Source organism: Streptococcus sp. 20925_1_22, assembly GCF_041431685.1.
GTDB lineage: Bacteria > Bacillota > Bacilli > Lactobacillales > Streptococcaceae > Streptococcus.
In genome coordinates this window covers 226591-252050 of the sequence record NZ_JAPVYE010000002.1, presented here as the reverse complement: position 1 = coordinate 252050, position 25460 = coordinate 226591, and the positions used below count along the sequence as shown (strand labels likewise).

26 protein-coding genes are annotated in these 25460 nt (G+C 44.2%); 1 reads left to right on the top strand and 25 read right to left on the bottom strand.

Annotation, left to right across the window (positions count from 1 at the left end; genetic code table 11):
• Positions 1-2: 2 nt before the first annotated feature.
• The 6 genes from O3621_RS03750 to O3621_RS03725 form a co-directional block, all read right to left on the bottom strand.
• Complete coding sequence (locus tag O3621_RS03750; protein WP_223313787.1) at positions 3-962, bottom strand: ABC transporter permease; 960 nt, start codon at positions 960-962, stop codon at positions 3-5.
• Positions 963-1010: 48 nt separating this feature from the next.
• Positions 1011-2507 carry a sugar ABC transporter ATP-binding protein gene (locus tag O3621_RS03745; protein WP_314448673.1) on the bottom strand — a complete coding sequence of 499 codons (1497 nt, stop codon included), beginning with the start codon at positions 2505-2507 and terminating at the stop codon, positions 1011-1013.
• Between the two features lies 1 nt (position 2508).
• A complete protein-coding gene (locus tag O3621_RS03740) occupies positions 2509-2871 on the bottom strand; it encodes a PTS lactose/cellobiose transporter subunit IIA (protein ID WP_072074639.1) in 363 nt (120 codons plus the stop codon).
• A gap of 4 nt (positions 2872-2875) precedes the next feature.
• Positions 2876-3172: a PTS sugar transporter subunit IIB gene (locus O3621_RS03735; protein ID WP_314448677.1), complete on the bottom strand. Its 297-nt coding sequence runs from the start codon at positions 3170-3172 to the stop codon at positions 2876-2878.
• A 65-nt stretch (positions 3173-3237) separates the two neighbouring features.
• On the bottom strand, positions 3238-5004 hold the full coding sequence (locus O3621_RS03730) for an L-fucose isomerase (RefSeq protein WP_125445685.1): 1767 nt from the start codon (positions 5002-5004) through the stop codon (positions 3238-3240).
• Positions 5005-5025: 21 nt separating this feature from the next.
• Complete coding sequence (locus O3621_RS03725) at positions 5026-5745, bottom strand: class II aldolase/adducin family protein (RefSeq protein WP_314448683.1); 720 nt, start codon at positions 5743-5745, stop codon at positions 5026-5028.
• Positions 5746-5956: 211 nt separating this feature from the next.
• Here O3621_RS03725 and O3621_RS03720 point away from each other — a divergent pair, with 211 nt between their 5' ends.
• Complete coding sequence (locus tag O3621_RS03720) at positions 5957-6709, top strand: DeoR/GlpR family DNA-binding transcription regulator (protein WP_314448684.1); 753 nt, start codon at positions 5957-5959, stop codon at positions 6707-6709.
• 138 nt (positions 6710-6847) lie between these two features.
• On the opposite strand, the gene O3621_RS03715 is transcribed toward O3621_RS03720, so the two are convergent.
• The 19 genes from O3621_RS03715 to rsgA all read right to left on the bottom strand — a co-directional run bounded on the left by O3621_RS03715 (position 6848) and on the right by rsgA (position 25433).
• Positions 6848-7612 (bottom strand): amino acid ABC transporter ATP-binding protein, encoded by a 765-nt coding sequence (locus tag O3621_RS03715; protein ID WP_314448686.1) that lies wholly within the window; start codon positions 7610-7612, stop codon positions 6848-6850.
• A 12-nt stretch (positions 7613-7624) separates the two neighbouring features.
• Positions 7625-8311: an amino acid ABC transporter permease gene (locus O3621_RS03710; protein WP_125331568.1), complete on the bottom strand. Its 687-nt coding sequence runs from the start codon at positions 8309-8311 to the stop codon at positions 7625-7627.
• 3 nt (positions 8312-8314) lie between these two features.
• The gene (locus O3621_RS03705; protein ID WP_314448691.1) at positions 8315-9007 is read right to left on the bottom strand and encodes an amino acid ABC transporter permease; all 693 of its coding nucleotides are present in this window, start codon (positions 9005-9007) and stop codon (positions 8315-8317) included.
• Between the two features lie 194 nt (positions 9008-9201).
• Entirely contained in the window at positions 9202-10086 is an 885-nt protein-coding gene (locus O3621_RS03700) for a transporter substrate-binding domain-containing protein (RefSeq protein ID WP_314448692.1), read from the bottom strand.
• Positions 10087-10101: 15 nt separating this feature from the next.
• Positions 10102-11103 (bottom strand): uroporphyrinogen decarboxylase family protein, encoded by a 1002-nt coding sequence (locus tag O3621_RS03695; protein WP_371513700.1) that lies wholly within the window; start codon positions 11101-11103, stop codon positions 10102-10104.
• 89 nt (positions 11104-11192) lie between these two features.
• Entirely contained in the window at positions 11193-11393 is a 201-nt protein-coding gene (locus O3621_RS03690) for a hypothetical protein (RefSeq protein WP_002893853.1), read from the bottom strand.
• Between the two features lie 55 nt (positions 11394-11448).
• Complete coding sequence (locus O3621_RS03685) at positions 11449-12495, bottom strand: uroporphyrinogen decarboxylase family protein (RefSeq protein ID WP_314448697.1); 1047 nt, start codon at positions 12493-12495, stop codon at positions 11449-11451.
• A 209-nt stretch (positions 12496-12704) separates the two neighbouring features.
• Positions 12705-14516 carry a glutamine--fructose-6-phosphate transaminase (isomerizing) gene (gene glmS / locus O3621_RS03680; RefSeq protein ID WP_371513697.1) on the bottom strand — a complete coding sequence of 604 codons (1812 nt, stop codon included), beginning with the start codon at positions 14514-14516 and terminating at the stop codon, positions 12705-12707.
• A 353-nt stretch (positions 14517-14869) separates the two neighbouring features.
• The gene (gene gap / locus O3621_RS03675; RefSeq protein ID WP_002908655.1) at positions 14870-15877 is read right to left on the bottom strand and encodes a type I glyceraldehyde-3-phosphate dehydrogenase; all 1008 of its coding nucleotides are present in this window, start codon (positions 15875-15877) and stop codon (positions 14870-14872) included.
• A 353-nt stretch (positions 15878-16230) separates the two neighbouring features.
• Positions 16231-18312 carry an elongation factor G gene (gene fusA / locus O3621_RS03670; RefSeq protein ID WP_061592470.1) on the bottom strand — a complete coding sequence of 694 codons (2082 nt, stop codon included), beginning with the start codon at positions 18310-18312 and terminating at the stop codon, positions 16231-16233.
• 241 nt (positions 18313-18553) lie between these two features.
• Positions 18554-19024, bottom strand: coding sequence for a 30S ribosomal protein S7 (gene rpsG / locus O3621_RS03665; protein ID WP_002893865.1), 471 nt, complete (start codon positions 19022-19024; stop codon positions 18554-18556).
• 19 nt (positions 19025-19043) lie between these two features.
• Entirely contained in the window at positions 19044-19457 is a 414-nt protein-coding gene (gene rpsL, locus O3621_RS03660) for a 30S ribosomal protein S12 (RefSeq protein ID WP_002893867.1), read from the bottom strand.
• 215 nt (positions 19458-19672) lie between these two features.
• Positions 19673-20137, bottom strand: a complete 465-nt coding sequence (locus O3621_RS03655; protein ID WP_371513694.1) for a hypothetical protein — start codon at positions 20135-20137, stop codon at positions 19673-19675.
• Between the two features lie 21 nt (positions 20138-20158).
• Positions 20159-20974 carry a pur operon repressor gene (gene purR / locus O3621_RS03650; protein WP_032905583.1) on the bottom strand — a complete coding sequence of 272 codons (816 nt, stop codon included), beginning with the start codon at positions 20972-20974 and terminating at the stop codon, positions 20159-20161.
• A 92-nt stretch (positions 20975-21066) separates the two neighbouring features.
• The gene (locus O3621_RS03645; RefSeq protein ID WP_314450378.1) at positions 21067-22011 is read right to left on the bottom strand and encodes a 3'-5' exoribonuclease YhaM family protein; all 945 of its coding nucleotides are present in this window, start codon (positions 22009-22011) and stop codon (positions 21067-21069) included.
• Positions 22001-23257: a DNA recombination protein RmuC gene (rmuC, locus tag O3621_RS03640; RefSeq protein ID WP_371513691.1), complete on the bottom strand. Its 1257-nt coding sequence runs from the start codon at positions 23255-23257 to the stop codon at positions 22001-22003. Before rmuC ends, O3621_RS03645 begins: the two co-directional genes overlap by 11 nt.
• Position 23258: 1 nt before the next feature.
• Positions 23259-23891, bottom strand: a complete 633-nt coding sequence (locus tag O3621_RS03635; RefSeq protein WP_371513689.1) for a thiamine diphosphokinase — start codon at positions 23889-23891, stop codon at positions 23259-23261.
• Positions 23884-24543, bottom strand: a complete 660-nt coding sequence (gene rpe / locus O3621_RS03630) for a ribulose-phosphate 3-epimerase (RefSeq protein ID WP_002893879.1) — start codon at positions 24541-24543, stop codon at positions 23884-23886. Before rpe ends, O3621_RS03635 begins: the two co-directional genes overlap by 8 nt.
• 11 nt (positions 24544-24554) lie before the next feature.
• A complete protein-coding gene (gene rsgA, locus O3621_RS03625; RefSeq protein WP_125340314.1) occupies positions 24555-25433 on the bottom strand; it encodes a ribosome small subunit-dependent GTPase A in 879 nt (292 codons plus the stop codon).
• Between the last annotated feature and the right edge of the window lie 27 nt (positions 25434-25460).

The window sequence follows — 25460 nt, the reverse complement described above, 5'->3', positions numbered from 1 at the left end:
ACTTATTTCTTCTTATTCTTGCGAATGAAAATATCAAAATAAACAGCGACGATAACAACGAAACCAGTAATAAAGAGTTGATAGTGGGGTTGTAGGTCGATATAAGGCAAACCAATTTTCAGGACTGACATGATGAAGACCCCGATAATGGTACCGATAACAGATCCGACACCTCCAGCTAGAGAAGTTCCCCCTACTACGACACCGGCAATCGCATCAAGCTCCATACCGTTACCAGTACCTGGAAGAATCGTAGAGTAAGTGGCCGCATAAGCAACGGCAGCAAGTCCTGCTGACAGACCGCCTATGACATATGCCATGCCTTCCCATTTGACAACATTGACCCCAGACAGACGAGTGGCTTCTTTATTGGAGCCAATCGCGAAAATATAGCGGCCAATTTTTGTCTTGTTCAATACTACCGCAGCAAGGACAGCCACAAGCACCAGCACAATCAAGCCTGTCGGGAAATTATCCTGAGTTCGGAATAAATCTTTGTACCAACCTTCACCTGTTCCACGAAGAGGGAAGGTCACACTTTGCACATTTGAGACAATAGAGCTTAAACCGCGGGAAATCATCATCGTACCCAATGTCGCAATAAAAGGCGGCAAACCGAATTTTGCGACCATGATTCCATTCAGCAGACCGAATAATCCTCCAATTACTAGAATGGCCAGCAAAGACAACCAGAGCGGCCAGCCCATCTTAGTATGAAGGACGCCCCCGATAATAGCCGAGCACATCATCACCGTACCAATGGAGAGGTCAATACCACCTGTAATGATGACAAATGTGACCCCAATGGCGAGGAAACCAATGTAATATGACGCATCTAAGATACTGACTACCGTATCAAACGAACGAAATGATTCGCTGGAGATGGCAAAGAAGGCAAAGATTACCACCAAGGCAATCAAGGCAATCAGCTTTTGTAAACCAACTGTTTTTTCTAATTTCATCCATAAGGATTGTTTCTCTTCCATACGTAAACACCTCTGTTTTCACTTTTAACGGTCAGTCGCTAGCGCCAAGATTCTTTCTTGTGTTGCTTGGCTAATATCCAGCTCACCCGTTTTTTTACCTTCACACATGACTACGATTCGATCGCTCATCCGTAAGATTTCTGTCAGTTCTGACGAAATCATAATAATGGATTTGCCCTGAGCAACCAGATCATTCATCAGTGTGTATATTTCACTTTTTGCTCCGACATCAATCCCTCGTGTCGGCTCATCAAAGATTAAAATATCACTATTTTGTTCCAGCCATTTGGCAATGACTACTTTCTGCTGGTTTCCTCCCGAAAGATTGCGAACCAGCTGTTTGGATGACGGTGTCTTGGTATGTAAAGATTGAACAAACTGATCACTTGCCTTGACAATAGCACCATCATCAATCAAGCCCGCCTTGATATACTTATCAAGATTGGTTATAACCGTATTGTTGGCAATGGTCATGTCCACGATACAGCCAAAGCGCTTGCGGTCTTCAGATAAGTAACCAATTCCTTCCCGAATGGCATCTTGGGGAGAATTGATGCTTACTTCTTTTCCATTTATAAAAATGGAACCGCTTTCTTTTTTGTCTGCACCAAACAGCAAACGGGCAACTTCTGTACGACCGGCTCCCATCAATCCTGAGAAACCTAGAATTTCGCCCTTATGGAGTTTGAAACTCACATCTTTAACGGCCGTTCCAGCACAGAGGTTTTTCACTTCCAGTACCACAGGAGCATCTTCTGCTACTGTTGACGCAGCCTTAGGATCTTCATAAATCGTCCGTCCGACCATCATGGAGATGATTTCATCCTTGGTGGTGTCTTTGGTATTGACCGTACCTACATACTCACCGTCCCGCATAACAGTCACGCGGTCTGTGATTCGGGCAATCTCATCCATCCGGTGGGAGATGTAGATAATACCGACACCTTTTGCACGCAAGTCGTCAATGATGACAAAGAGCTCATTGATTTCCGATTGAGTCAGAGCTGCAGTCGGTTCGTCAAAGACTATCACCTTGGCATCCATTGAGAGGGCCTTGGCAATTTCGACCATTTGTTGTTTCCCAACTGTCAAATTTCCTACTTTTTCAGTTGGGTTGATGTCTAGTTTTAAGAGACTAAAGAGTTCTTTTGCTTTTTTAATACTGGATGCATCGTTAATGAAGAAGCTGCCTTGAACTTCTTCCCGTCCAATAAAGATATTTTGAGCCACTGTTAGATGGTTCATCATATTCAATTCTTGGTGAACGATAACGATCCCTGCATCCATTGCTTCTTTGGGCTTGGAATAGACCACTTCTTCTTGATTGTAATGTATGGTACCCTCATTTGCTCCGTAGATACCAGTCAAGACCTTCATCAAAGTGGATTTACCAGCCCCATTTTCACCCATTAGAGCATGCACTTCACCAGCCCGCAAGTCAAAATTGACCCCTTTTAAGGCTCGGACTGGACCGAAGCTTTTAACAATGCCCTTCATTTCTAATATGACAGGATGATCCATGCTACTCACCTACCTGTTCCAGTTTTGCAATTCTTGCTTTTAAATCTTCGATTTCTTCTATTTGATTAAGAAATACGGCGGCTAATTCGAGTAATAAATGGCTATTCATAAAATGGTCCTGAGCATGGACCGCCAGCAGACTTGGAGGATTGGCTTGACCACTCAGTTCAGACTGGATAAGGTTGGTCTGTAAGTTGTGAGCCTCCACGCTGAGTTTTCTCGCTTGTTCCAACTCAGCATTTGCTTCTTCCTTCTGACCTGACTGAGCCAACTCCAAACTCTGCATGACTTGCGCAGTCACTTTACTACTCTTGATAATCAGTCGCATCAGCTCTTGGCTTGAGCCTTTGTCTTGTCCTGCCATAGGCCTAGTCCATCAATAATTCAGCCTGACGAAGCACTTCTTCGCCTCTCATCAACTCGAAATCTTCATCACTAATGACTGCGACCGGCACCTGTAGGCTTGCTTTAGCCTTTTCTTCTAAATAGGCTAATTGCGGACTGAGCAATAAGACATCGATATTCTTCAAGTTATTCATACCCGTAATCCCAATGGAATAAAAAGAATAATCCAATTGGTCACGATGAATAACTTCATTGATTCGCTCTACTAACATGCTGGTTGTTAAGCCACCCACACAGGCTAGAATAATTGTCTTGGTCATCTAAGCTACTCTCTTTCTATTGGGTAGGCTGCGTGCCTAGAAAGAGGCACGCCCACCCAAAATCTTTATTTATGAATTGGCCCTAATAATTGGCAAGCACGGTAGTCGGCTGATTCCAAATCTTCTGTGCCAAACAGTGACCAGTTCTTCGGACGGAAGATGTCTTCCTCTGGCACATTGTGCATATTGACTGGGATACGCAGCATAGAAGCCAGCGTAATCAAATCCGCTCCAATATGGCCATAGGTAATGGCACCGTGGTTTGCTCCCCAGTTGTTCATAACATCATAGACAGACTTGAAGGCACCTTTTCCTGTCAAACGTGGTGCAAACCAAGTGGTTGGCCAGCCCGGATCTGTCCGATTATCCAAGGTATGATGCACTTCCTCTGGCAATTCCAAAGTATAGCCTTCAGCGATTTGCAAGACCGGACCTACGCCTTTGAGGATGTTCAAGCGCACCATGGTCACAGGCATATGACCCTTGGTCAAGAAGCGAGTAGAGAAGCCGCCACCACGGAAGTATTCGCGATTGGCTGGTGGGAAGTCTGTGTTTTCAAGCATCGCATCTACTTCGCTTTGTTCCAATTCCCAGAATGGCTTGATGACTGGCTTGCCGTCTCGACTGGCTTGCCCCGTTCCATCCAGAGTACAAGAGCCAGAGTTAATCAAGTGCAGGAAGCCATCAGCTGCCTGACCTTCTAACTTGTGTCCTGTCACACGTTCTACCGCTTCTGGACTCCAATAAGTCCGGACATCAGCGAAGATTTGCGGTGTATTTGTCAAGAGATAGTTAAAGAGCATAGACACACCGTTGAGCGAGTCATTTTCTGTCGCAAAAACATAAGGTTTACGGATACCATTCCAATCAAACTGAGTATTGAGGAAGGTTTCCATGAAGTCCCCGTTCGGGAAGTGGTCAGTCCATTGACGCTGACCTTGGAAGCCAGCAACTAAGGCATGATGTCCAACAGCTTCTTCCTCAAAGCCAAGCTCAGCCAAGCGAGGATTGCCTTGCATAAGGTCTCGGCCAATCATGAACATCTTGACTACAAATTCCCATTGTTTTGCTTTTTCTTCTGGGGAAAGAACCAAGTCTTCGCGGTTGCGATCCACACCCTCTTTGATGTGCTCTTTGACCCAGACCATGGCCCGTTCAAATTCTTCGTGGTCATAAATGCCTCGGTCAATCCGACGAGTAAACTCCGTCATATCAACTGATTCATTGCGCATGCCCAGGTATTCTTGGAAGAAGTCTGGGTTGACAATGGAGCCACCAATTCCCATGGAGACGCTGCCCATGGACAAGTAAGCTGTGTCACGCATCAGTCCTGTTGCCAAAGCGGCCCGACTATAACGGAGAATTTTTTCTTTTACATCTTCTGGAATTTCAGTGTCGCTAGCTTCCTGGACATCCCTGCCATAAATACCAAAAGCTGGAATACCTTTTTGTGCATGTGAAGCCAGTACTGCAGCGAGATAAACTGCTCCTGGCCGTTCAGTGCCATTGAAGCCCCAGATCGCATGCGGAATATCTGGTGACATATCCATGGTTTCACTACCATAGCACCAGCATGGTGTCACTGTGATAGTCGCGCAGACATTTGATTTTTTGAATAATTCATGTGATGCGGCTGCTTCAGGGACACGACCGATGGTAGATGGCGAAATAACACATTCAACAGGCTGACCGTCAGGATATTTCAAGGTTGAGCTAATCAAGTCAGCCACACTTTTAGCCATATTCATGGTTTGTACTTCTAGTGATTCCCGAACACCTTGGCGACGTCCGTCAATGGTTGGACGAATTCCAATACGTGGATGTTGAGTCATAATCATTTCCTCCAATGTTTCTTATTCTTTGATGCTTCCGTCACCATTATATTTACGATAACCAGGGTGACGGCCTGTGACTTTATAATTGGCCCGCATTGCAAACAAGCGTTCCAAGGTTGGAAGAGAAATTTCTTCCTCCTCAACTCCCTTAGTAGAAAGCAACATGCGTCCGTGGAAGGTGGTCTTAGCAACCAACTCCAAGGTTTCCATCCGATAGTAAGCTGTAATTACATCGCTTCCTACAGTCAAGGCACCATGATTTTCAAGTAACATGACATCATGTTCTGGCAAGTACGGAGTGATAGCATCTGGCACTTCCATGGTAGATGGCACACCAAAGGGAGTGATAGGAATTGCCCCTACTACAATGGCACTCTCAATCAAGGAATAGGTATCAAGCGGAATATGAGCCAGTGCAAAGCCTGTTGCAATTGGTGGATGCGCGTGGACAACAGCATTCACATCCTCCCGTTCTTGATAGCAGCGAATGTGCATCTTGATTTCACTGGATGGACGATAGCCGTCCTGAGCCTCGATAATCTCCCCTTTCAGATTGAGCTTGACGAGTTTTTCAGGCGTGATAAAGCTCTTACTGATACCTGTTGGCGTTGCAATAATGGTATCTTGGTCTAAACGGACTGAGACATTGCCGTCATTAGCGGCTACCCAGCCTAATTGCCACATCTTGTGGCATACATCACATATTTGTTCGCGGATTATTTCTTCTTGATGATCCATAATCTCACTCCTTTCTGGATTCATCATAATCTTTTTTGTAAGCGCATTCAATACCTATACCTCTAATTGATAAATAGCCAACTTTTATATAACAATATAGCCAAAACTGTTCATAATCGTTCAATCTAATGGTTACTATATTGATTTTTTTCGTTTATTGTGTTATAATGTGACCATAAATGTTCAGCTTTGTTCATCGGTGGAGGTCACTATGGTTTCTTTGGAACGAATGAGTCGAATTATAGACATTCTCAGCAAGCGAAAGATTATTGCAACCGCCCAACTTGAAGAACTTTTGTACTGTTCTACATCAACACTTCAACGGGACTTGATTGAGCTAGAAAAAGAGGGAAAAATCATCCGCTCTCATGGTGAAGTCATGCTGATTACGGCCAACAATGTAGAATATGTGTATTCTGCTCGCGCCCGTGAAGAAGAAAAAAGCAAGCAACAAATTGCTGAAATTGCTTCAACTTTTATCACTCATAACCAGTCTATCTTCATTGACAGCTCTACGACTGCAGCCATGCTCATTCCGTATTTGGCACCTTTCCAGAACCTACGTGTCATAACCAATGGTATTGAAGCAGCCCGCCAGCTAAATAACTTTGAAAATGTCACCCTCTTCTTATCAGGCGGACATATTGGCTGCGGGACCAATTCTGCGCTAGGCGATTTTGCTGCCAACTTCATCAACAATTTCCATGCAGACTTACTCTTCTTTAGCTGCCGCGGATTGGATCGCTACGCCGCTTACGAAGCTAACCATAATCAGGCACATATCAAGCGGGAAATGATCGCTAATAGTGACAAGGCAATTCTATTGGCCGACCACTCTAAGTTTAACACCAGTCATTATTTCAAACTTTCTAACTATTCTAGTCTGGATTGCATTATCACCGACCAGCCACCAGTCGAATCCTTCCAAAATGCTGTCGGGAGCCAGTGCGAAATCCTCTGGTAAGCAACTTTTATAAAACACAAACTAGACCGAGATACGCCTATCTCGGTCTAGTTTTTTAGTATCTTCTCATCCCCCCATTATCAAGTCAAAGAATAACAGCTATCTATCAAAAATAAAAATCTGGACAGAATCCAGATTTTAAATCATATACTCTACGCTATAGCTGGCGTCCGACAGAATGCGGGACAGAAACTGTTTGGTCCGCTCTTCCTTTGGACTGCTGAAGAATTCCTGAGGAGGATTTTCTTCGACGATATGACCTCCGTCCATAAAGATGACATGGTTGGCCACATCTCGGGCAAAGCTCATCTCGTGGGTCACAAGGACCATGGTCACTCCCTCTTGAGCCAGCTGTTTCATGACACTAAGGACTTCGCCGACCAATTCCGGATCTAGAGCCGAAGTTGGTTCATCCAGCAGGATGACATCTGGCTTAACAGCAATGGCACGCGCAATCCCAATCCTCTGCTGCTGGCCGCCTGATAGCTGCGAAGGATAATAGTCCTTGTAGGCCAAGAGACCCACGCGCTTCAAGGACGCTTCCGCAATCTCAAGCGCTTCTTCCCTCGGTATCTTACGAGCGATCACTAAGCCCTCTAAGATATTTTCAAGGGCTGTTTTATTGGCAAAGAGATTATAATTCTGAAAGACAAAGGCTGTCTTTCTACGAATTTCCAAAATCTCCTTTTTGCTAAGTTTAGCCAAATCATAGTCCTTACCAGACAAAGTCAGCTGGCCGCCATCCGCTTTTTCTAAGTGATTCAGACAGCGTAGAAATGTTGTTTTCCCAGAGCCTGAGGGGCCCAGAATAACCACAACGTCACCTTGATTGACCTTGAGACTGACATCTGCCAGCACCTGGTGCTCTCCAAATCGTTTGGAGATATGTTTTACTTCTAACATAATCTTTCCTTCCTAAGCAAGAGCATAGCGCTTTTCCAAGCCCCTAAAAATCCACTGAATCAAGCCACAAATAATGAGATAAATAACAAAAATCACCAGATAAGACTCTGAATACTGGTAAGAATGGGAGGCCTCTATCTTAGCCAAGGCTGTGATATCTTTGACTGTCATGACAAATACCAGCGAGGTTCCCTTGACTAGATTGATAACCAGATTGGCCAGATTGGGGAGGGCAGAGCGCAGAGCCTGAGGAAAAACAATTCTCCGATAAGCTTGAAAATTCGTTAAACCAATCGCCTGCGCCGCTTCTAACTGCCCTTTATCCACTGTCAATATGGCAGAGCGCAGAATTTCCGACAAACTGCCTGTCGTCATCAGACTATAGATGATGAAAGCATAGTAAAGCGGATTGAACTTAAAGACGTCTACCTGACTGCCCAGACTTTTGAATATTTGATTCAGTAAGCTAGGAAAAAGACTGTAGAAAAAGAGAATGAGCAAAATGGGCGGCGTTGCACGAATAAAGGCCAGATAAACCACTGAAAAGGTCCGCACACCCCGAACTTTATAAATCTGCCCCAGAGCTAGAAGCAGAGCCGGAATAAAGCTGAGCAGAATAGCCACCGCCATAATGATTAAGGTTACCGGTATGCCTTTCAACGTTACCAGAAAGGTATTTACAATATAATTCAAATCCATGCTTTACCTCTCCTTGACTGTCAGACTTTTTTCCAGAAGCTGGGAAGTCAGCGAAACCACTAGGGCAATCCCCCAGTAAATCAAGGCCACCGCTGTATAGGTTTCTAGGGAATAATTTCCCAAATTCCGGCTGATGAGATTTTGTCCTGCTCCCATGACATCAACAGCTCCAATCGTATAAGCCAGCGCAGCATCCCGCATGAGATTAAGAAGGGCAGTAGTCAGATTGGGCAGGGCGATGCGGAACGCCTGTGGCAGGACGATGCGCAGAAATGTCTGCAGCGGTGTCAAGCCAATACTGAGACCTGCCTCGGTCTGTCCCTTGGGAACAGCAAGATAAGCTGCCTTGAAGACTTCCGCAATCATGGCCGCAAAGAGAAGAATCATGGTGATGATGACAAACACAGTCCGCGACCAATGATTGATATCCAGCCCCAGCCACCATTCTAAAAACTCTGGAATCCCATAAAAAACCAAGAAAAGTAAGACAATAGGCGGTGTACATCTAAGAATAAATATATATCCTCTAGCCAGACCAGCAAAAGACTGCTCCTCAGCAATCTGAGTCCAAGCCAACAGACTACCCAGAAAAGACCCAATAAATGCTGTCACAAACATAATCCATAAAGTGGTCGGCAGAGCCTGCAGCAGACTAGGCAGCAGGCCAAAGACACGGGATAAGTCATACGAGACCATAATTTTCTTCTCCTTCGACAGTGATTAGATAGAATAAGCTTCTCTTGGACGGGCACTTTCAGATTGGAGCAGCCTTGCTCTCTTTTTGAAAATTCATTCAAACAGCATCAAGGTCAGCTTAGAAGCCCTCAGCTCCGTATTCAGCTAGCTTTTCAGTCAGCCTTTGATTTCCCATGAGCAGCAGACAGCAGGCACTAATCCTTGTCCACATAAGAGAAGACATCTTCTCCGAAATACTTTTCAGATAGTTTAGCCAAGGTTCCGTCTTTTACCAGTTCCTTAATTGCCTTCTCATATGCCTTGGCAAATTCTTGATTTTTTTCGTTTTTATGAAGCAGGGGATAGGTCGGAATCCCCTTGTAAGGGAACCAAGTCAGTTGATCCGCATACTGATGGTAAGAACCTTCTTTATCTGTCACAGCTTTTTCAAAAGACAGCTTGATGTCAAAGAAAGCATCGTAGCGCCCTTCCAGAACCCAAGCATAAGCATCAGCAACCTTGAAGGACTCTGCTGCAGTCAAATCAATAGGAGCACCGCTATGCTTCTGATTATACTCTTCGATAACGGCCCATTGAGCATTCTGCGGAGAGATCGGTACCAGCTTACCCTTTTCCTTAGCAAAATCATCAATAGTCTTGTATTTTTCAGCGTCTTCCTTTCGGATAGTGAAACCGATAATACTAGCGCCGATTGGGCTTTCTGGAATGATGAACTTCTTCGCCCGCTCTTCGGTGTACCATGCTCCCTTGGTTCCAATATCATATTTTCCAGATTCCAGACCGACTAAGAGATCCTCATCACTAGTGCCAGTATATTCGAACTGATAGTCTGGCAGCTTTTCATCAATGGCCTTGAGAACAGCAACCTCATAGCCATCTGACTCTCCCTTTTCATCCACAAAGTCATAAGGAACATAGTTCTGTGTATGTGCTACTTTCAAAGTTGTGACCTTGCCACTGCCTGATGCAGAGCTGCTCGTCTTGCTAGATGAAGCACCTGTCAAGGTCCGCCCCAAATAAGTTGCAGCTACAATAGCAATCACTGCTGCTCCACCAATAATCCATTTTTTCTTGCTCATTCTTTCGTCTCCTTCTTATGTTAAGCTTGCTGCTTGGCGAACCCACTGAATCCGCTCTGCCTTAATATCGCTTGGAATAGTACAGTCAGCCCCGATAATCAAAGCTTCCTTGCCAGCCTCTGCTATCAGCCGCTTGGTCTCATCTTGAATAGCCGCTTGGCTGCCCGTGTAAAGCAGGCCGTCCTTGCCATTTTCAAAGCCACCGAGGACAGTCCGGCCGCCAAACAATTTCCGGCCCTCCGCTAGGCTGATACCTTCTGGCCCCACTGCCCAATTGATGACCTGAGCTGGATAGTCAGTGAAAAGATGAACATCGTTTCGCGCGCCTTCGTAACCGCAAATGTGCAGGATATTCACTCCGCCAGCCGCGTTGGCTGCTTCCAGCACCGCCAATTCACTAGGAGCAATAAAAGTCTTATAATCTTCTGCTGACACCCGTGCATCCTGAATGCTCTGAACGCTGAGGTAGATTCCATCCGCTCCAGCTTCCTTGATAATCCGCTCCGTCAAAGCCGCAATATCTTTAGCAATCACATCCAGCACCCGCTTCGTGAGCACCGCATTCTCCGCCAAGAAATCTGCAATGATATCATCTCCACCAGCAACCTTGCCGACCAACCATTTGAAATAGGTCACTGGCGCAAAAATATTGTAAATAGCGACCAAGTCCTCTGTAAAGCCAGCCCTAATCTTCTGAACCAGCTCCACCTGCTCACTAATCCAAGGGTGATCAGCACCTAGCGGCTCAATATCTGCCAAGACTTTGATAGATTGGACTTTTTTCAAGCGTTCGTTAGGATAGGAAAAATAACCATCACTCATCAGCTTGATAAAGTCTGGCTTGACTTCTGCCAGAAAAGCTTGATGACCAGCCAGATTTTTATCAATAATGGCCTGATTTCCAAAACCAGCCAGCCACTCATCCTCGCTGGTAAAATGATGCCAGAAACCAACTGGCACTCGATCAACAGGCTCTCCTCTAAAAGCCTTCAGTACTAATTCTCTTTTTGAAGTCATCTTCTCTCCTTTTTTAAATCGTTCCTATCTAAACAATGAGTTGTTTTTTAGCTTTCTCATAGAGCTAATCTAACTTTTTAGTAAAAATTCTAATCCGACAAGAGCAGGGCAGCGATATCATTGGGCTGCATCAAGCCAGTTGACTGATCTGGTAATTTCTTGAGCACCTGCAAATCATCTTCTTTTTTGTCTGAAGACTGATGAGCATAAATCTGACTGATGCTCAGAAAGGTTCCTATTATCAAGAATATCAGAGCAAGAGCTGCAAGCCTTTTTTGATACCGATTCATCTATCTCCCTCCTTGAAAGAGTTGAAAAATGCTCTTTAGAACTTTGGCAATTCCATCAGAACTGACTAGCTGCCTGACGAATCCAGTCCAGTCTTTCTACTTCGAAATCATCTGGTACAGTGCAGTCAGCCCCTAGAATCACTCCCTGACTGCCAGTTTCAGCCAGCAGTTGCTTGGTCTCAGCCTCTAATTCTGCACGACTGCTTGTATTTAGAAGAGCTGCTCTGCCATTTTCAAAGCCGCCCAGGACAGTCTGACCGCCAAAGAGCTTGCGCCCTTCCGCTAAACTGACCCCCTCATGATGGGTTGCCCAGTTAAACACTTGAGCCGGATAGTCCTTGAACAGTTCCAAATCATTGCTGGCCCCTTCAAAGCCGCAGATGTGGAGAATATTCTGACCGCCAGCCGCATTGGCCGCTTCCAGAACCTTAATCGTACTAGGCTCGATATAACGACGATAACTGGCTGCATCTACCCGGCCGTCTTGGATTTGCTGGGTACTGAGATAAATCCCCTCAATGCCCGTCTCCTCAATGATGCGCCTAGTCAAAATAGCAATATCACCAGCAATGACATCTAGAACATGTCCTGTCAGCTCAGGATCCTCTGCCAGAAAATCTACAATTTCTCTATCTCCTCGCGACCCTTCCCTGCGGAACCAGCGCTTGAGATAGGAGACCGGTGCAAAGATATTGTAGAAGGAAGCGAGGTCCTCCGGATAGCTTGCTTTTACAGCCTTCACCATCTCAATCTGCTGCTCAATCCAAGGATGACCCTCACCGATAGACTGGATAGTAGCCAAGTCCCGAATGGACTCAATATGATCCGAATAAAGCGCGCTGGGATACTTAAAGAAGCCATCGCTCATAATCTTGACAAAGTCTGGCCGTGCAGCTCGAACATAAGCAGCATGCCCCTCAACACTTTTATTGAAAATCACTGGATTATCTAAGCCCAGCATCTTTTCCTCTTGGCTTACAAAGTGAAACCAAAAACCAACTGGTACGCGGTCAACTTCTTCACCCCGAAAAGCTCTCAGCACTAATTCTTTCTTGCTGACCATTACTTCCTCCTTCTTTGAATTTGTAATATATCTTACCATCCTCTCTTTCTCCTGGGAAATATATTTTCCCTATCAGCCTGATTAAAAATATTTATCAAAGCAAAATAAAAAAGCTAGACTAAGCTAGCTTTTTCAAGGCTTTTCAGACTCTGCTGAATAACCTTGTTTTTTGTACCTTTTTTAGATAAGTACCATATATATTTTCTATAGACGAGATAGATAATTTTTATAGGCAAAGCCCTCTGTGCTTATTCTACAGTGACAGACTTAGCCAGATTACGCGGTTTGTCTACATCCAGACCACGGTGCAAGGTTGCAAAGTAAGCAATGAGCTGTGTCGGTACCACCATAGAGATTGGTGACAGGTATGGGTGAACCTGATTGAGTACGATATCGTCACCTTCTTTGGCTACATTCTCCTCAGCAATAGTCAGCACCTTGGCACCCCGAGCTACGACTTCTGAAATATTGCCCCGAGTATGACTAGCCAAGACTTCATCTGAAAGCAAAGCCAAAACTGGTGTTCCGTCTTCAATCAGAGAGATCGTACCGTGTTTGAGCTCACCAGCAGCAAAGCCTTCACACTGGATATAAGAAATTTCTTTGAGTTTTAAGCTAGCTTCCATCGCCACATAGTAGTCTTGACCACGGCCGATATAGAAAGCATTGCGAGTTGTTTCTAGAAGGCCGCGGACCTTATTGTCAATCAACTCTTTTTCTGACAAAGTGGACTCAATAGACTGCGCAACTAAGGATAGCTCGTGAACCAAGTCAAAGGCTGCCGCTTTCTCAGAAGCATTGGCATCACCAACAGCTTTAGCCAAGAAAGCCAAGGTTGCAATTTGAGCTGTATAGGCCTTAGTAGAAGCAACCGCAATTTCCGGACCTGCATGCAGCAGCATGGTATGATTGGCTTCCCGAGAAAGCGTAGAACCCGGAACATTGGTCACGGTCAAACTTGGAATGCCCATCTGATTCGCCTTGACTAAGACCTGACGGCTGTCAGCTGTTTCACCAGATTGGCTGATAAAGATGAAGAGAGGCTTCTTGCTAAGGAGCGGCATAGCATAGCCCCACTCAGAAGCAATGCCCAGCTCAACAGGTGTATCTGTCAGCTCTTCCAGCATACGCTTAGAAGCATAGCCAGCATGATAAGAAGTTCCAGCTGCAAGAATATAGAGACGGTCAGCTTCCTGAACAGCCTTGACAATATCCGCATCTACTGATACTTGCCCCTTATCATCTGTATAAGCGCTGATTAGCTTACGCATCACAGTTGGCTGCTCATCGATTTCCTTGAGCATATAGTATGGATAAGTTCCCTTACCAATATCGGACAGATCTAGCTCAGCAGTATAGCTTTCACGCTCTAGAGTATGCCCGTCATAATCCTGCACTTCCACACTATCTTTACGGACAATAACCAGCTCTTGGTCATGAATTTCCATAAACTGATTCGTCTCACGAATCATGGCCATAGCATCTGAGCAGACCATATTGTAGCCATCACCCAGTCCAACTAGAAGAGGTGATTTATTTTTAGCAACATAGATAACATCTGCATCTTCTGAGTCCACCAAAGCAAAGGCATAAGAACCACGGATAATGTGAAGAGCTTTTTTAAATGCTTCTAAAAGAGACAAGCCTTCTTCTTCAGCAAATTTGCCAATCAGATGCACAGCAATCTCTGTATCTGTCTGCCCCTTGAAGTCATGGCCAGCTAGATAAGTATTCTTAATATCAAGGTAGTTCTCAATCACACCATTATGAACCAAGACAAAACGACCGGTCTGTGAAGTATGAGGATGGGCATTGTTTTCACTTGGTTTTCCATGAGTAGCCCAACGAGTATGTCCGATACCAGTAGTCCCAGCAACATCAATGCCAATTTTAGCATGTAGGTCAGCGATACGACCGACTGACTTGACCAGACTAGAAGTTTTCCCTGTTGTTACAAAAATTCCGGCCGAGTCATAACCACGGTATTCCAGCTTTTCCAAGCCCTGCATCAAAATATCTGTTGCGTTGCGATTTCCGACAACTCCGACAATTCCACACATAACGTTACTTCTGATTTCCTATATTTTAGAAACCAGCCCTTCTTATTAAAAATTGGTATAGTCTTCTTGGAGTCTAAAAACTCCAACAAAGCTAGTATACACAAAGTTTTTCACTTTGTCAAGCGTGAAATTGGTATAGTTTTCTTTAAGAAAAGTATGCTTAGCTTCTCTTACCGCAAAATAGCTCCTTGAAGCATTTAGAAAAATGGACAGATATGGTAAAAATGACTTTCTATATGACTGAAAATTTGGAAAATAGAAGTACAACATACCACAGCCCTGTCTTTGATGATTCTCACAAAGCAAGGTACAGAAAAAGAGGCTCATTTGAGCCTCTTTCTTTCACTATTGAATTATTTAGCGATTTTCGCGAAGTATTCAAGAGTACGTACAAGTTGTGCAGTGTATGACATTTCGTTGTCGTACCATGATACAACTTTAACCAATTGTTTGCCGTCAACATCAAGAACTTTAGTTTGAGTTGCGTCGAACAATGAACCGTAAGCCATACCTACGATATCTGAAGATACGATTGGATCTTCTGTGTAACCGTATGATTCGTTAGCTGCTGCTTTCATAGCTGCGTTTACTTCATCAACTGTTACGTTCTTTTCAAGAACAGCAACCAATTCAGTAACTGATCCAGTTGGAGTTGGAACACGTTGTGCAGATCCGTCCAATTTACCGTTCAATTCTGGGATAACCAAGCCGATAGCTTTAGCAGCACCAGTTGAGTTAGGAACGATATTTGCAGCACCAGCGCGAGCACGACGAAGGTCACCACCACGGTGTGGTCCGTCAAGGATCATTTGGTCACCAGTGTAAGCGTGGATAGTAGTCATCAATCCTTCAACAACACCGAAGTTGTCTTGAAGTGCTTTAGCCATTGGAGCCAAGCAGTTTGTAGTACATGAAGCACCTGAGATAACTGTTTCAGTACCATCAAGAACGTCGTGGTTAGTGTTGTATACAACTGTTTTAACGTCATTTCCACCAGGAGCAGTGATAACAACTTTCTTAGCACCACCTTTAAGGTGTTTTTCAGCAGCATCTTTCTTAGCAAAGAAACCAGTTGCTTCAAGAACGATTTCTACACCGTCAGTAGCCCAGTCAATTTGTTCTGGGTCACGTTCAGCAGAAACTTTAACAAATTTACCGTTAACTTCGAATCCACCTTCTTTAACTTCAACAGTACCATCGAAACGACCTTGAGTTGTATCGTATTTCAACAGATGTGCAAGCATTACTGGATCTGTAAGGTCGTTGATGCGAGTAACTTCAACACCTTCTACGTTTTGGATACGACGGAAAGCAAGACGACCGATACGACCGAAACCGTTAATACCAACTTTAACTACCATTCGTGATTTCCTCCTTATGAAAATCAAAAAATTTTTATGTGAAAAGAGTAACTTGAGTTGATACAAATCACCTTTCAACATTTCTATTATATACTTAATTGAGGTAAAATGCAACTGATTTCATTGTTATTAACAAGTATTATGAATTCTTTCACTAACTTTCATTTTGACTTTCATTGATTTGAAAAAGCAAAGCAGTATCTTTTGAAAATGTAGAAATACAACTTACAAGACAGAATTGAAATTATAAATTCAGATTCATCTGATCAATCCTTTCCCCTTTTTATTGAGGGGTCGTTCTCCAAAAATAGAAAAAGCACCCGCAAATGCGAGTGCCAAGGTTTGCTCAAAGATTAAGCTTCACCTTTGTTTTTCTTAATGATTTCTTCTTGTACTGACTTAGGTACATCTTCGTAGTGGTCAAATACCATCATGAAGGTACCGCGTCCTTGTGATGCTGAACGAAGAACTGTTGCATAACCGAACATTTCAGCAAGTGGCACATAGGCACGAACGATTTGGCTGTTACCATGCGCTTCCATACCGTCAACACGTCCACGACGAGCTGTTACGTGACCCATAACGTCACCAAGATTTTCTTCAGGAACAGTGATTGTTACCAACATCATTGGCTCAAGGATAGCTGGTTGTGCAGTCTTAGCAGCTTCTTTCAAAGCAAGTGATGCAGCAACCTTGAAAGCTGTTTCAGATGAGTCGACATCATGGTATGAACCATCGTATAGTTTAGCTTTTACGTCAACAATTGGGTAACCAGCAAGGACACCATTAGCCATTGACTCAACCAAACCTTTTTCTACCGCAGGGATGAATTCACGTGGAACCACACCACCGACGATAGCATTTTCAAACTCGAAGCCTTTTCCTTCTTCGTTTGGTGTAAACTCGATCCAAACGTCACCGAATTGACCTTTACCACCAGATTGGCGTTTGAAGAATCCACGAGCTTGAGTAGAAGCGCGGAATGTTTCACGGTAAGATACTTGAGGAGCACCTACGTTTGCTTCAACCTTGAACTCACGACGCATACGGTCAACAAGGACATCCAAGTGAAGCTCACCCATACCAGAGATAACTGTTTCACCAGTTTCAACGTTTGTTTCAACACGGAATGTTGGATCTTCTTCAGCCAGTTTTTGCAGAGCAATACCCATCTTGTCTTGGTCAGCCTTAGACTTAGGCTCAACCATCAATTGGATAACTGGTTCAGGAACGTTGATAGACTCAAGGATGATTTTAGCTTTTTCATCTGTCAATGAGTCACCAGTAGTTGTATCTTTCAAACCTACGGCAGCAGCGATATCACCAGCGTATACTGTTTCGATTTCGTTACGGCTGTTGGCGTGCATTTGCAGGATACGTCCGATACGTTCACGTTTACCTTTAGAAGTATTCAATACGTATGAACCGCTGTTCAAGACACCTGAGTAAACACGGAAGAAAGTCAAACGACCTACGAATGGGTCAGTCATGATCTTGAAGGCAAGAGCTGCAAATGGCTCTTCATCAGATGCAGGACGAGTTTCTTCTTCTTCTGTATCTGGGTTGATACCTTTGATTGCCGGGATGTCAAGTGGGCTTGGCAAGTAGTCAATAACTGCATCAAGCATCAATTGAACACCCTTGTTCTTGAAGGCAGAACCACACAATACTGGGAAGAATTCAACGTTGATAGTCGCACGGCGGATACCAGCTTTCAATTCTTCGTTAGTGATCTCTTCACCTTCAAGGTATTTCATCATCAAGTCTTCATCAGTTTCAGCAACTGCTTCCACTAATTTTTCACGGTATTCTTGAGCTTGCTCAAGGTATTCAGCTGGGATATCTTCTTCCAAAATATCTGTACCAAGGTCATTAGTATAGATTTCAGCCTTCATCTTGATCAAGTCGATAATTCCGCGGAAGTCATCTTCTGAACCAATTGGCAATTGGATTGGATGAGCATTTGCTTGAAGACGATCATGCAAAGTGCTTACTGAGTAAAGGAAGTCAGCACCAATCTTGTCCATCTTGTTGGCAAATACGATACGAGGAACTCCGTATTCAGTTGCTTGGCGCCAAACTGTTTCAGTTTGAGGCTCAACACCTGATTGTGAGTCAAGAACGGTTACCGCACCGTCCAAGACACGAAGAGAACGTTGTACTTCGATTGTGAAGTCCACGTGTCCCGGTGTGTCAATGATGTTTACGCGGTGGTTGTTCCATTGAGCAGTTGTCGCAGCAGATGTGATAGTGATACCACGCTCTTGCTCTTGCTCCATCCAGTCCATTTGTGACGCACCTTCGTGAGTTTCACCGATTTTGTGGATTTTACCAGTGTAGTAAAGAATACGCTCAGTTGTTGTTGTTTTACCAGCATCGACGTGGGCCATGATACCGATATTACGAGTTTTTTCAAGTGAAAATTCGCGAGCCATTTGGTTATTTCTCCTATTAATTTATTTTACAGTTTATTATAACATTATTTAGCAAAAACGGATAGGCAGGACCTACCCGTTCTCAATGTTTATCTTGTTTTTGTTGGTTTCAACTTGTAGATAAGTTAAATTGAATTCGGGCCAAAAACTCAGAAAATAGATAAGCTTTTCTAGAATCTTTGATTCTGCGTCAAGCTTCCTAATTTTCAGTCGCTTTTTTAACGCCCTTAGTATCTTATTCTTACCAACGGAAGTGTGCGAAGGCACGGTTAGCTTCTGCCATACGGTGAGTGTCTTCACGTTTCTTAACAGCTGCACCAGTGTTGTTAGATGCATCCAAGATTTCTTTTGCAAGGCGGTCAACCATTGTGTGCTCACCACGTTGACGAGCAATAGTTACCAACCAGCGAAGTCCAAGTGTTGTACGGCGTTCTGGACGAACTTCAACCGGAACTTGGTAGTTTGAACCACCGACACGGCGAGCACGAACTTCAAGTACAGGCATGATGTTTTCCATAGCTGTTTCAAATACTTCCAACGCATCGTTTCCAGTTGCTTCTTTGATTTGGTCAAAAGCTCCGTAAACGATAGAAGCTGCTGTACCACGCTTACCATCAAGCATAACGCGGTTGATAAGACGAGTAACTAATTTTGAATTGTAAAGCGGATCTGGCAATACTTCGCGCTTAGGCGCTTGGTTTTTACGACTCATTTATCTTTCTCCCCTTTCCTTATGCTTTTGGTTTTTTAGTACCGTATTTAGAACGGCCTTGTTTACGATCAGTAACACCTGCTGTATCAAGTGCACCGCGGACGATATGGTAACGTACCCCTGGAAGGTCTTTTACACGTCCACCACGAAGAAGCACAACACTGTGCTCTTGCAGGTTGTGTCCGATACCTGGGATGTAAGCTGTAACTTCAATCAGGTTGCTCAGACGTACACGGGCAAATTTACGAAGGGCAGAGTTTGGTTTCTTAGGTGTCATAGTTCCGACACGGGTTGCAACTCCACGTTTTTGTGGTGAAGATACGTTTGTTTGAACTTTTTTATGGCTGTTGTAACCAACGTTCAAAGCTGGTGATTTAGATTTTTCTACTTTTGATTTACGCGGTTTGCGAACCAATTGGTTAATTGTAGGCATCTACATTCTCCTGTATTTTTTTAATTTTGGTGATGATACACTTGGTGACAGCTACCATCTGCGTGTACTTTTGCAACATTTGTCAGCACGTCTCTGTACACTTTTGAGAGACCAAAAGTAAAAAGTACCGTCTATCATTATAGCACGACGATACTTTTCTGTCAATACATTTTTTCTATTTTAAGCTTATCTCTGCTTATTAGATTGCTGCTAACTTATTGCTGCGGCTGAGCCACTGCTTCTTCTGATACAGCAGCTGGATTTTCAGAAATAGCTGTCTGGGCTGCTTCCGGATCAATCAAGACTGATATCGCCTGAATACGACTTTGGAATCTAGCCTTCGTCGCTGCATCCTTAACCTTCTCTGCTGCAGTCTTAGCTAGCTGTAAATCTTCCAAAGTTTGCATGGTTTCAAGCTGTTTAACCGCTTCTTCTGCGGCCTGAACTGCTTGCTCCTCTTCCTGAATTTCTTTTTCCTGTGCTTCTTTTTGAGCAGAAGATAGCTGTAAGGAAGAGCTGCTTGATGCGAAGCTAGCAGCTGAACTAACTGAATTCCTATTGGCATTAGACTGACCTTGTACAAAAACCATGCCGGTAATCAGAATCCCAAATAAAATCGACAATACTCCTAAACGAATCCACAGCGGACTGTGGTCAAACTTTTCTAAAACTGTTTTCATCTATAATCTCCGCCCTTTTCCCTAATCAAAAATATTTCCAATTTCCACATCAATGGTATTCGCCTTGACATCAATATTGGTTACTTTCAAGAGCGATTTATAGTCCAGATAATCGCGGTTGGCCTGTGCGTTGTCCGCAAAGACAGCTACACCTGCCAACTCAGAGTCAAACTCTGATAAGAGGCTAATCATCCCTGTAATGGTCCCCCCGCCTTTGAGGAAGTCATCTACAATCAAGACGCGGCTGCCGGCCTTGAGACTGCGCTTGGACAAGAACATCTTTTCAATACGATCTCCGCTGGAGCCCGATACATAGTTGACACTAACCGTTGACCCTTCTGTAATCTTTAAATCCCGACGAACGATGACAAAAGGTACATTGAGAACATTGGCTACTGCATTGGCCAAAGGAACACCCTTAGTCGCAACCGTCATGACCGCATCAATTTGTTGATCTTTAAAACTTTTGGCAATGATCCGTCCGATATTATTCAAAATGGATGGAGTGCTGAGCAGATCCGATAGGTAAATATAGCCCCCGGGAAGAATCCGATTACTTTCAGACAGCTGATCACAAAGACCTTGCACAATGGTCTTAGCTTCTGTATCGGAGATGGACGGGCTAAAAATGACTCCTCCACCGGCACCAGTAATCGTTTCAATGGTCCCAATTTCAATCTCTTCAAAGGCTCGCTTAATAATGACAATATCTTCTGAAATAGAAGATTTGGCAGATTCGTATTTTTCTGCAAATGTATTTAAGCTCGTTAATTCATAAGGATGGTTAATCAAATAATTAGAAATAACCACCATACGCTCACTTCTTCTTAATTTCATTTTTTCACCAATTAAAGTTATTTTATTCATTATACCATAACAGAAACAAAAAAACGAACATTCTTTTCCAAGTAATGTCCATTTTTCGTATTTTACTGTTCAAGTTTTGGTTTGTAGAAAGAACGGCCTTCAAGAGCGAATATTTTATTGCTCATTTCACCTGGATCTACAAGTCCTAAGGCAGTAGTCATCATCATCATCTCCGCATCCAGATTATCAATCATATGCAGAATTTCTGCCTCCATAATCTTAGGACGTACAGGACTGCCATATTCCAAGAGACCATGGTGGCTGAGAAGCACATGCCGCAGGACGATTACTTCTTCTTTGCTGTCATCAATTTTCAGCTCCATCAGGGTCTTGGTCAATTCTTCATCAATCAAAGCGATGTGGCCAATCAGATTGCCTCGCACAGTGTACTCTGTATTTTCCGGACCGCTTAGCTCAATAACCTTGGCCAAGTCGTGAAGCATGATCCCTGCGAACAACAAGCTTTTATTAAGCTGAGGATAAATGTCTCCGATAGCATCTGCCAGCTTGACCATGGTAGCGGTATGAAAGGCTAAACCAGACTCAAAAGCATGGTGATTGGTCTTGGCAGCTGGATAAGAATAAAACTCCTTGTCATACTTGCTATAAAGCGAGCGCACCACGCGCTGCCAGACCGAATTCTCAATCTTGAAAATCATCTGAGATAAATAATCTCGGATTTCTTTCTGGTCAACTGGCGGTTTTTCCTTGAAATCCGCTGGATCATTCGGCTCTCCAGCCTTAGGCAGGCGCAGAGTCAACTGATTGACCTGAGGCGTGTTATTGTAAACTTCCCGTCGGCCTTGCATGTGCACAACTTTGCCAGCAGTGAATTCTTCAACATTATGTGGCTGAGCATCCCAGAGTTTGCCCTCGATTACTCCTGTATCGTCTTGGAAAGTGAAGGCCAGATAATTTTTCCCAGCCCTTGTCTGACGGACTTCTGCTGACTTGATCAGATAGAAACCTTCAAACAGTTCATCTTTTTTCATTTGATTAATCTTCATTGTTTTCCCTTTCTTCTGAAAAATCAAGTAAGTTCAAATCGAGGTCTTGGTCAGACAACTCAATATGGCGTAAGGTTCTTTCGATAGCTCCTGTCCGCCGGGTTAAGAGTTCATCAATGTTACCCGAAGCATGCTGCAAATGTTTCTGAGCCTTGGTCAGAATGCCACCAAACTTGTTAAACTCGGATTTGACTGAGCCCAGAACCTTGCTGATGTCGTCCGCACTTTTTTGGATATTGAGCGTTTTAAAGCCGACAGACAGTGAATTAAGCAAGGCAGAAAGGGTCGACGGACCCGCCACCACAATCTGCTCCTCCCGTCGCAAACTGTCAAAAAAGGCTGGATTGCGGACAACTTCCGAATAGAGACCTTCCGTTGGCAGAAACATAATTCCAAAATTGGTCGTAGCCGGCGGTGCCAGATATTTACTCTTAATATCCTTGGCAAAGCGCTTGACACTTGCTAAGAGAGACTTGCGGTAGAACTCAATCTCTTCCTTGCTGCCAGACTCATAAGCATCTTCCAAACGGTAGTAATCAGCGAGAGGAAACTTAGAATCAATGGGCAGATAGACATATTCATTCTCCGTCTGCCCTGGCAGTTTAATGGCATATTCGACACGCTCACTGGAACCGGCCACCGTCACAAACTCTCGCTCATATTGACTAGCCGTCATAATGTCCTCGATAATCTGGCCTAGCTGCAACTCCCCTAGAATCCCTCGAGTCTTGGTGTTGGAAAGAACTTTGTTCAGGGTGCCGACATCTCGAGCAACACTCTGCATTTCTCCCAGACCGCGATTAACAGACTCCAACTGCTTAGAGACGGTTTCAAAAGAAGTCTGAAGACGAGTCTGAAGTGTTTTCTCCAGTTTCTCTTCAACAGTCTGTCGCATCTGCTCTAGACGGGTTTCGTTGGACTCTTGAATCTGCCGCATACGCTCGTCAGTTTTATCCCGATTCTTGGTCAGGTTGTCACTGATTTCCAAGCGCAGCTCTGTCAAGTTGCGGTGCAAATCTGTCCTGACCTCGCTCAAGCGGTCTCCCAGAGCTAATTCCAGCTCTTTCTGAGCCGTTTGCTTTCTCTGGCTTTCTTGCTCCAAGCGATAGTCCAACTGATCCGATAGATGATCTGCCTGATTTTCCAAGACTTGCTTTAGCGTCTCGGTCTGCTGACTAATCTTTTGCCATAAAAGAAAGGTCAGCACTAGATTTCCCAAAAGAATGAGGATAATTATAAACTCCATATCAGCTCCTGTCTTTGCTGTAAATGACGACTGTATAGCCACTATCAAAGTCCAAATAAATGGGCTTATCTATAAATTCGTTAGAAGCATACACTTTTTTGAAAAAAAAGTTATCTTTATTGAGCGGATATTTAGCGCCCTCAATCGTTAGGTCAACGTCATCCGATGGCAGAAAGGCCAGATAGCGCATGCCAGGTACTGGTTTTATTTCATGGCGCCCCTTGGGAACATAGGTCAGCAGATTCTGCTCATCTTCCAGAAAAATCTTCTCCATATAAGGTGCAATTTTTTCATTACTGGGCAGGAAGACATTGGCCAAGGCATGATCCAGACGGCCGCCAAAGGCTCCAAAAATAGTTAGACAAGCATTTGGATACCGCTCAAAACAAGCTAGAACAGCTAACTCCAAATCTGTATCATCCTTTTCAGGATGGGCCTGAACGACTTCCTTAGAACTATATTTTATGCGCAGCAATTCTTCCTCGGCCACAGAGTCAAAATCCCCGACAGCCAAGTCAGGACAAACTCCCTGCTCAAGAAGAAAGAGGCTTCCACGATCTACTCCGACCAAAACATCAAAATCTAAGCTAAAATGTTCCAAGTTTCCGCCAGCAAACAGCGCAACCTTAGTCATGCAGGGCATCCCGTAAGGTCTGAACTTGATGGTTGACATCGCCTTTGAAGACATAACTGCCAGCCACGAAGACGTTGGCTCCGGCTTCTTTAGCAATTCCAATGGTCTTGTCGTCAATACCGCCATCCACTTCAATATCAAAATTCAGCTGATTGACTTCGCGCAGAACCACCAGTTCACGAATCTTATCCATGGTTTCTGGCAGAAAGGCCTGACCGCCAAATCCTGGATTAACTGTCATCACAAGGACTTGATCGACCAAATTCAAAACATTTTTGACTGCTTCGACTGGTGTTCCCGGATTAATCACAACACTAGGCTTGACTCCCGCTGCTCGAATCTTCTGCAGCGCTCCGTGGATATGTGGCGTCGCTTCGGCATGGATGCTGATAATATCTGCACCAGCACGAGCGAATTCTTCGATGTGGTGCTCAGGATTGGAAACCATCAGATGGCAGTCAAAGACTAGCTTGCTGTGAGGACGCATACTGGCAACAACCCCAGCCCCAAAGCTGATGTTAGGCACAAAATGACCATCCATAATATCAATATGGGCATACTCAGCACCTGTCGCTTCTAACTTTTTCAGTTCTGATTCAAAATTAGCATAGTCCGCACTTAAGATTGAAGGGGCGATTTTGAATGATGTCATAGTTCTTCTCCTTATTTAGAATTTTTTTTGGCAACTTTTTTATAGGTTTCCCGACGATTTTCAATCTCGCTGAGAAACTGCAGGTAATTATCAAAGCGGAATGACGCTATCTGGCCGGACTCGACTGCTGGCTTAACGGCACAAGCTGGCTCGTGAGTATGAGTGCAAGTACGAAACTTACAGGACTGGCTGAACTCAGCAATCTCTGGAAAAGCTTGATTGAGATCTTCAGCTGTGGTCACCTCGTAATCCAAAGATGAAAATCCTGGCGTATCGGCAATCTTACCACCATTTAGATTGTAAAAGCTGACAGCCCTTGTCGTATGACGGCCGCGGCCCAGACTTTCAGAAATCTCTCCTGTTTCCAGCTGCAAGTCTGGAGCGATTTTATTGAGCAGAGTGGACTTTCCTACTCCAGTCTGTCCCATGAAAACAGTGATTTCCCCTGTCAGCCGTGGCAGCAACTCCTCAGTAGCCTTAAGAACCTCATACCCGATAGCCTGATACGCCTGCACATAGGCATCCAAGCTCTGCTTATCTCCAAGCAGGTCTAACTTGCTGATGTAGATAATAGGATGGATCCGCTTATGCTCTAAAAGCACCAGAAAACGATCTAACAGATTAGCATTGAAATCTGGCTCTTTCGCGCTCATGATTACAACTGCCTGGTCAATGTTGACAATGGGAGGTCGAACCAGGCTGTTTTTACGCTCTGCTATTTTTAAAATATAGCCTTCCGAGTCTTTTTCTGCTGAAAATTCGACTTCATCACCGACATAAGGTGTCTGCCCTTTTTTGCGAAAATTACCCCGCGCTCTGGTTTGATAAACCTGTCCATCCGACTCTACATAATAGAAACCAGCCAGAGCCTTAATGATTTTTCCTTGCAAGATTGCTCCTTAAAAGTTAATACACTC

Excerpts from the sequence above, each read along its gene's own strand:
- O3621_RS03750 (WP_223313787.1), bottom strand. The coding sequence starts at position 962 with ATGAAATTAGAAAAAACAGTTGGTTTACAAAAGCTGATTGCCTTGATT.
- O3621_RS03745 (WP_314448673.1), bottom strand. The coding sequence starts at position 2,507 with ATGGATCATCCTGTCATATTAGAAATGAAGGGCATTGTTAAAAGCTTC.
- O3621_RS03740 (WP_072074639.1), bottom strand. The coding sequence starts at position 2,871 with ATGGCAGGACAAGACAAAGGCTCAAGCCAAGAGCTGATGCGACTGATT.
- O3621_RS03735 (WP_314448677.1), bottom strand. The coding sequence starts at position 3,172 with ATGACCAAGACAATTATTCTAGCCTGTGTGGGTGGCTTAACAACCAGC.
- O3621_RS03730 (WP_125445685.1), bottom strand. The coding sequence starts at position 5,004 with ATGACTCAACATCCACGTATTGGAATTCGTCCAACCATTGACGGACGT.
- O3621_RS03725 (WP_314448683.1), bottom strand. The coding sequence starts at position 5,745 with ATGGATCATCAAGAAGAAATAATCCGCGAACAAATATGTGATGTATGC.
- O3621_RS03720 (WP_314448684.1), top strand. The coding sequence starts at position 5,957 with ATGGTTTCTTTGGAACGAATGAGTCGAATTATAGACATTCTCAGCAAG.
- O3621_RS03715 (WP_314448686.1), bottom strand. The coding sequence starts at position 7,612 with ATGTTAGAAGTAAAACATATCTCCAAACGATTTGGAGAGCACCAGGTG.
- O3621_RS03710 (WP_125331568.1), bottom strand. The coding sequence starts at position 8,311 with ATGGATTTGAATTATATTGTAAATACCTTTCTGGTAACGTTGAAAGGC.
- O3621_RS03705 (WP_314448691.1), bottom strand. The coding sequence starts at position 9,007 with ATGGTCTCGTATGACTTATCCCGTGTCTTTGGCCTGCTGCCTAGTCTG.
- O3621_RS03700 (WP_314448692.1), bottom strand. The coding sequence starts at position 10,086 with ATGAGCAAGAAAAAATGGATTATTGGTGGAGCAGCAGTGATTGCTATT.
- O3621_RS03695 (WP_371513700.1), bottom strand. The coding sequence starts at position 11,103 with ATGACTTCAAAAAGAGAATTAGTACTGAAGGCTTTTAGAGGAGAGCCT.
- O3621_RS03690 (WP_002893853.1), bottom strand. The coding sequence starts at position 11,393 with ATGAATCGGTATCAAAAAAGGCTTGCAGCTCTTGCTCTGATATTCTTG.
- O3621_RS03685 (WP_314448697.1), bottom strand. The coding sequence starts at position 12,495 with ATGGTAAGATATATTACAAATTCAAAGAAGGAGGAAGTAATGGTCAGC.
- glmS (WP_371513697.1), bottom strand. The coding sequence starts at position 14,516 with ATGTGTGGAATTGTCGGAGTTGTCGGAAATCGCAACGCAACAGATATT.
- gap (WP_002908655.1), bottom strand. The coding sequence starts at position 15,877 with ATGGTAGTTAAAGTTGGTATTAACGGTTTCGGTCGTATCGGTCGTCTT.
- fusA (WP_061592470.1), bottom strand. The coding sequence starts at position 18,312 with ATGGCTCGCGAATTTTCACTTGAAAAAACTCGTAATATCGGTATCATG.
- rpsG (WP_002893865.1), bottom strand. The coding sequence starts at position 19,024 with ATGAGTCGTAAAAACCAAGCGCCTAAGCGCGAAGTATTGCCAGATCCG.
- rpsL (WP_002893867.1), bottom strand. The coding sequence starts at position 19,457 with ATGCCTACAATTAACCAATTGGTTCGCAAACCGCGTAAATCAAAAGTA.
- O3621_RS03655 (WP_371513694.1), bottom strand. The coding sequence starts at position 20,137 with ATGAAAACAGTTTTAGAAAAGTTTGACCACAGTCCGCTGTGGATTCGT.
- purR (WP_032905583.1), bottom strand. The coding sequence starts at position 20,974 with ATGAAATTAAGAAGAAGTGAGCGTATGGTGGTTATTTCTAATTATTTG.
- O3621_RS03645 (WP_314450378.1), bottom strand. The coding sequence starts at position 22,011 with ATGAAGATTAATCAAATGAAAAAAGATGAACTGTTTGAAGGTTTCTAT.
- rmuC (WP_371513691.1), bottom strand. The coding sequence starts at position 23,257 with ATGGAGTTTATAATTATCCTCATTCTTTTGGGAAATCTAGTGCTGACC.
- O3621_RS03635 (WP_371513689.1), bottom strand. The coding sequence starts at position 23,891 with ATGACTAAGGTTGCGCTGTTTGCTGGCGGAAACTTGGAACATTTTAGC.
- rpe (WP_002893879.1), bottom strand. The coding sequence starts at position 24,543 with ATGACATCATTCAAAATCGCCCCTTCAATCTTAAGTGCGGACTATGCT.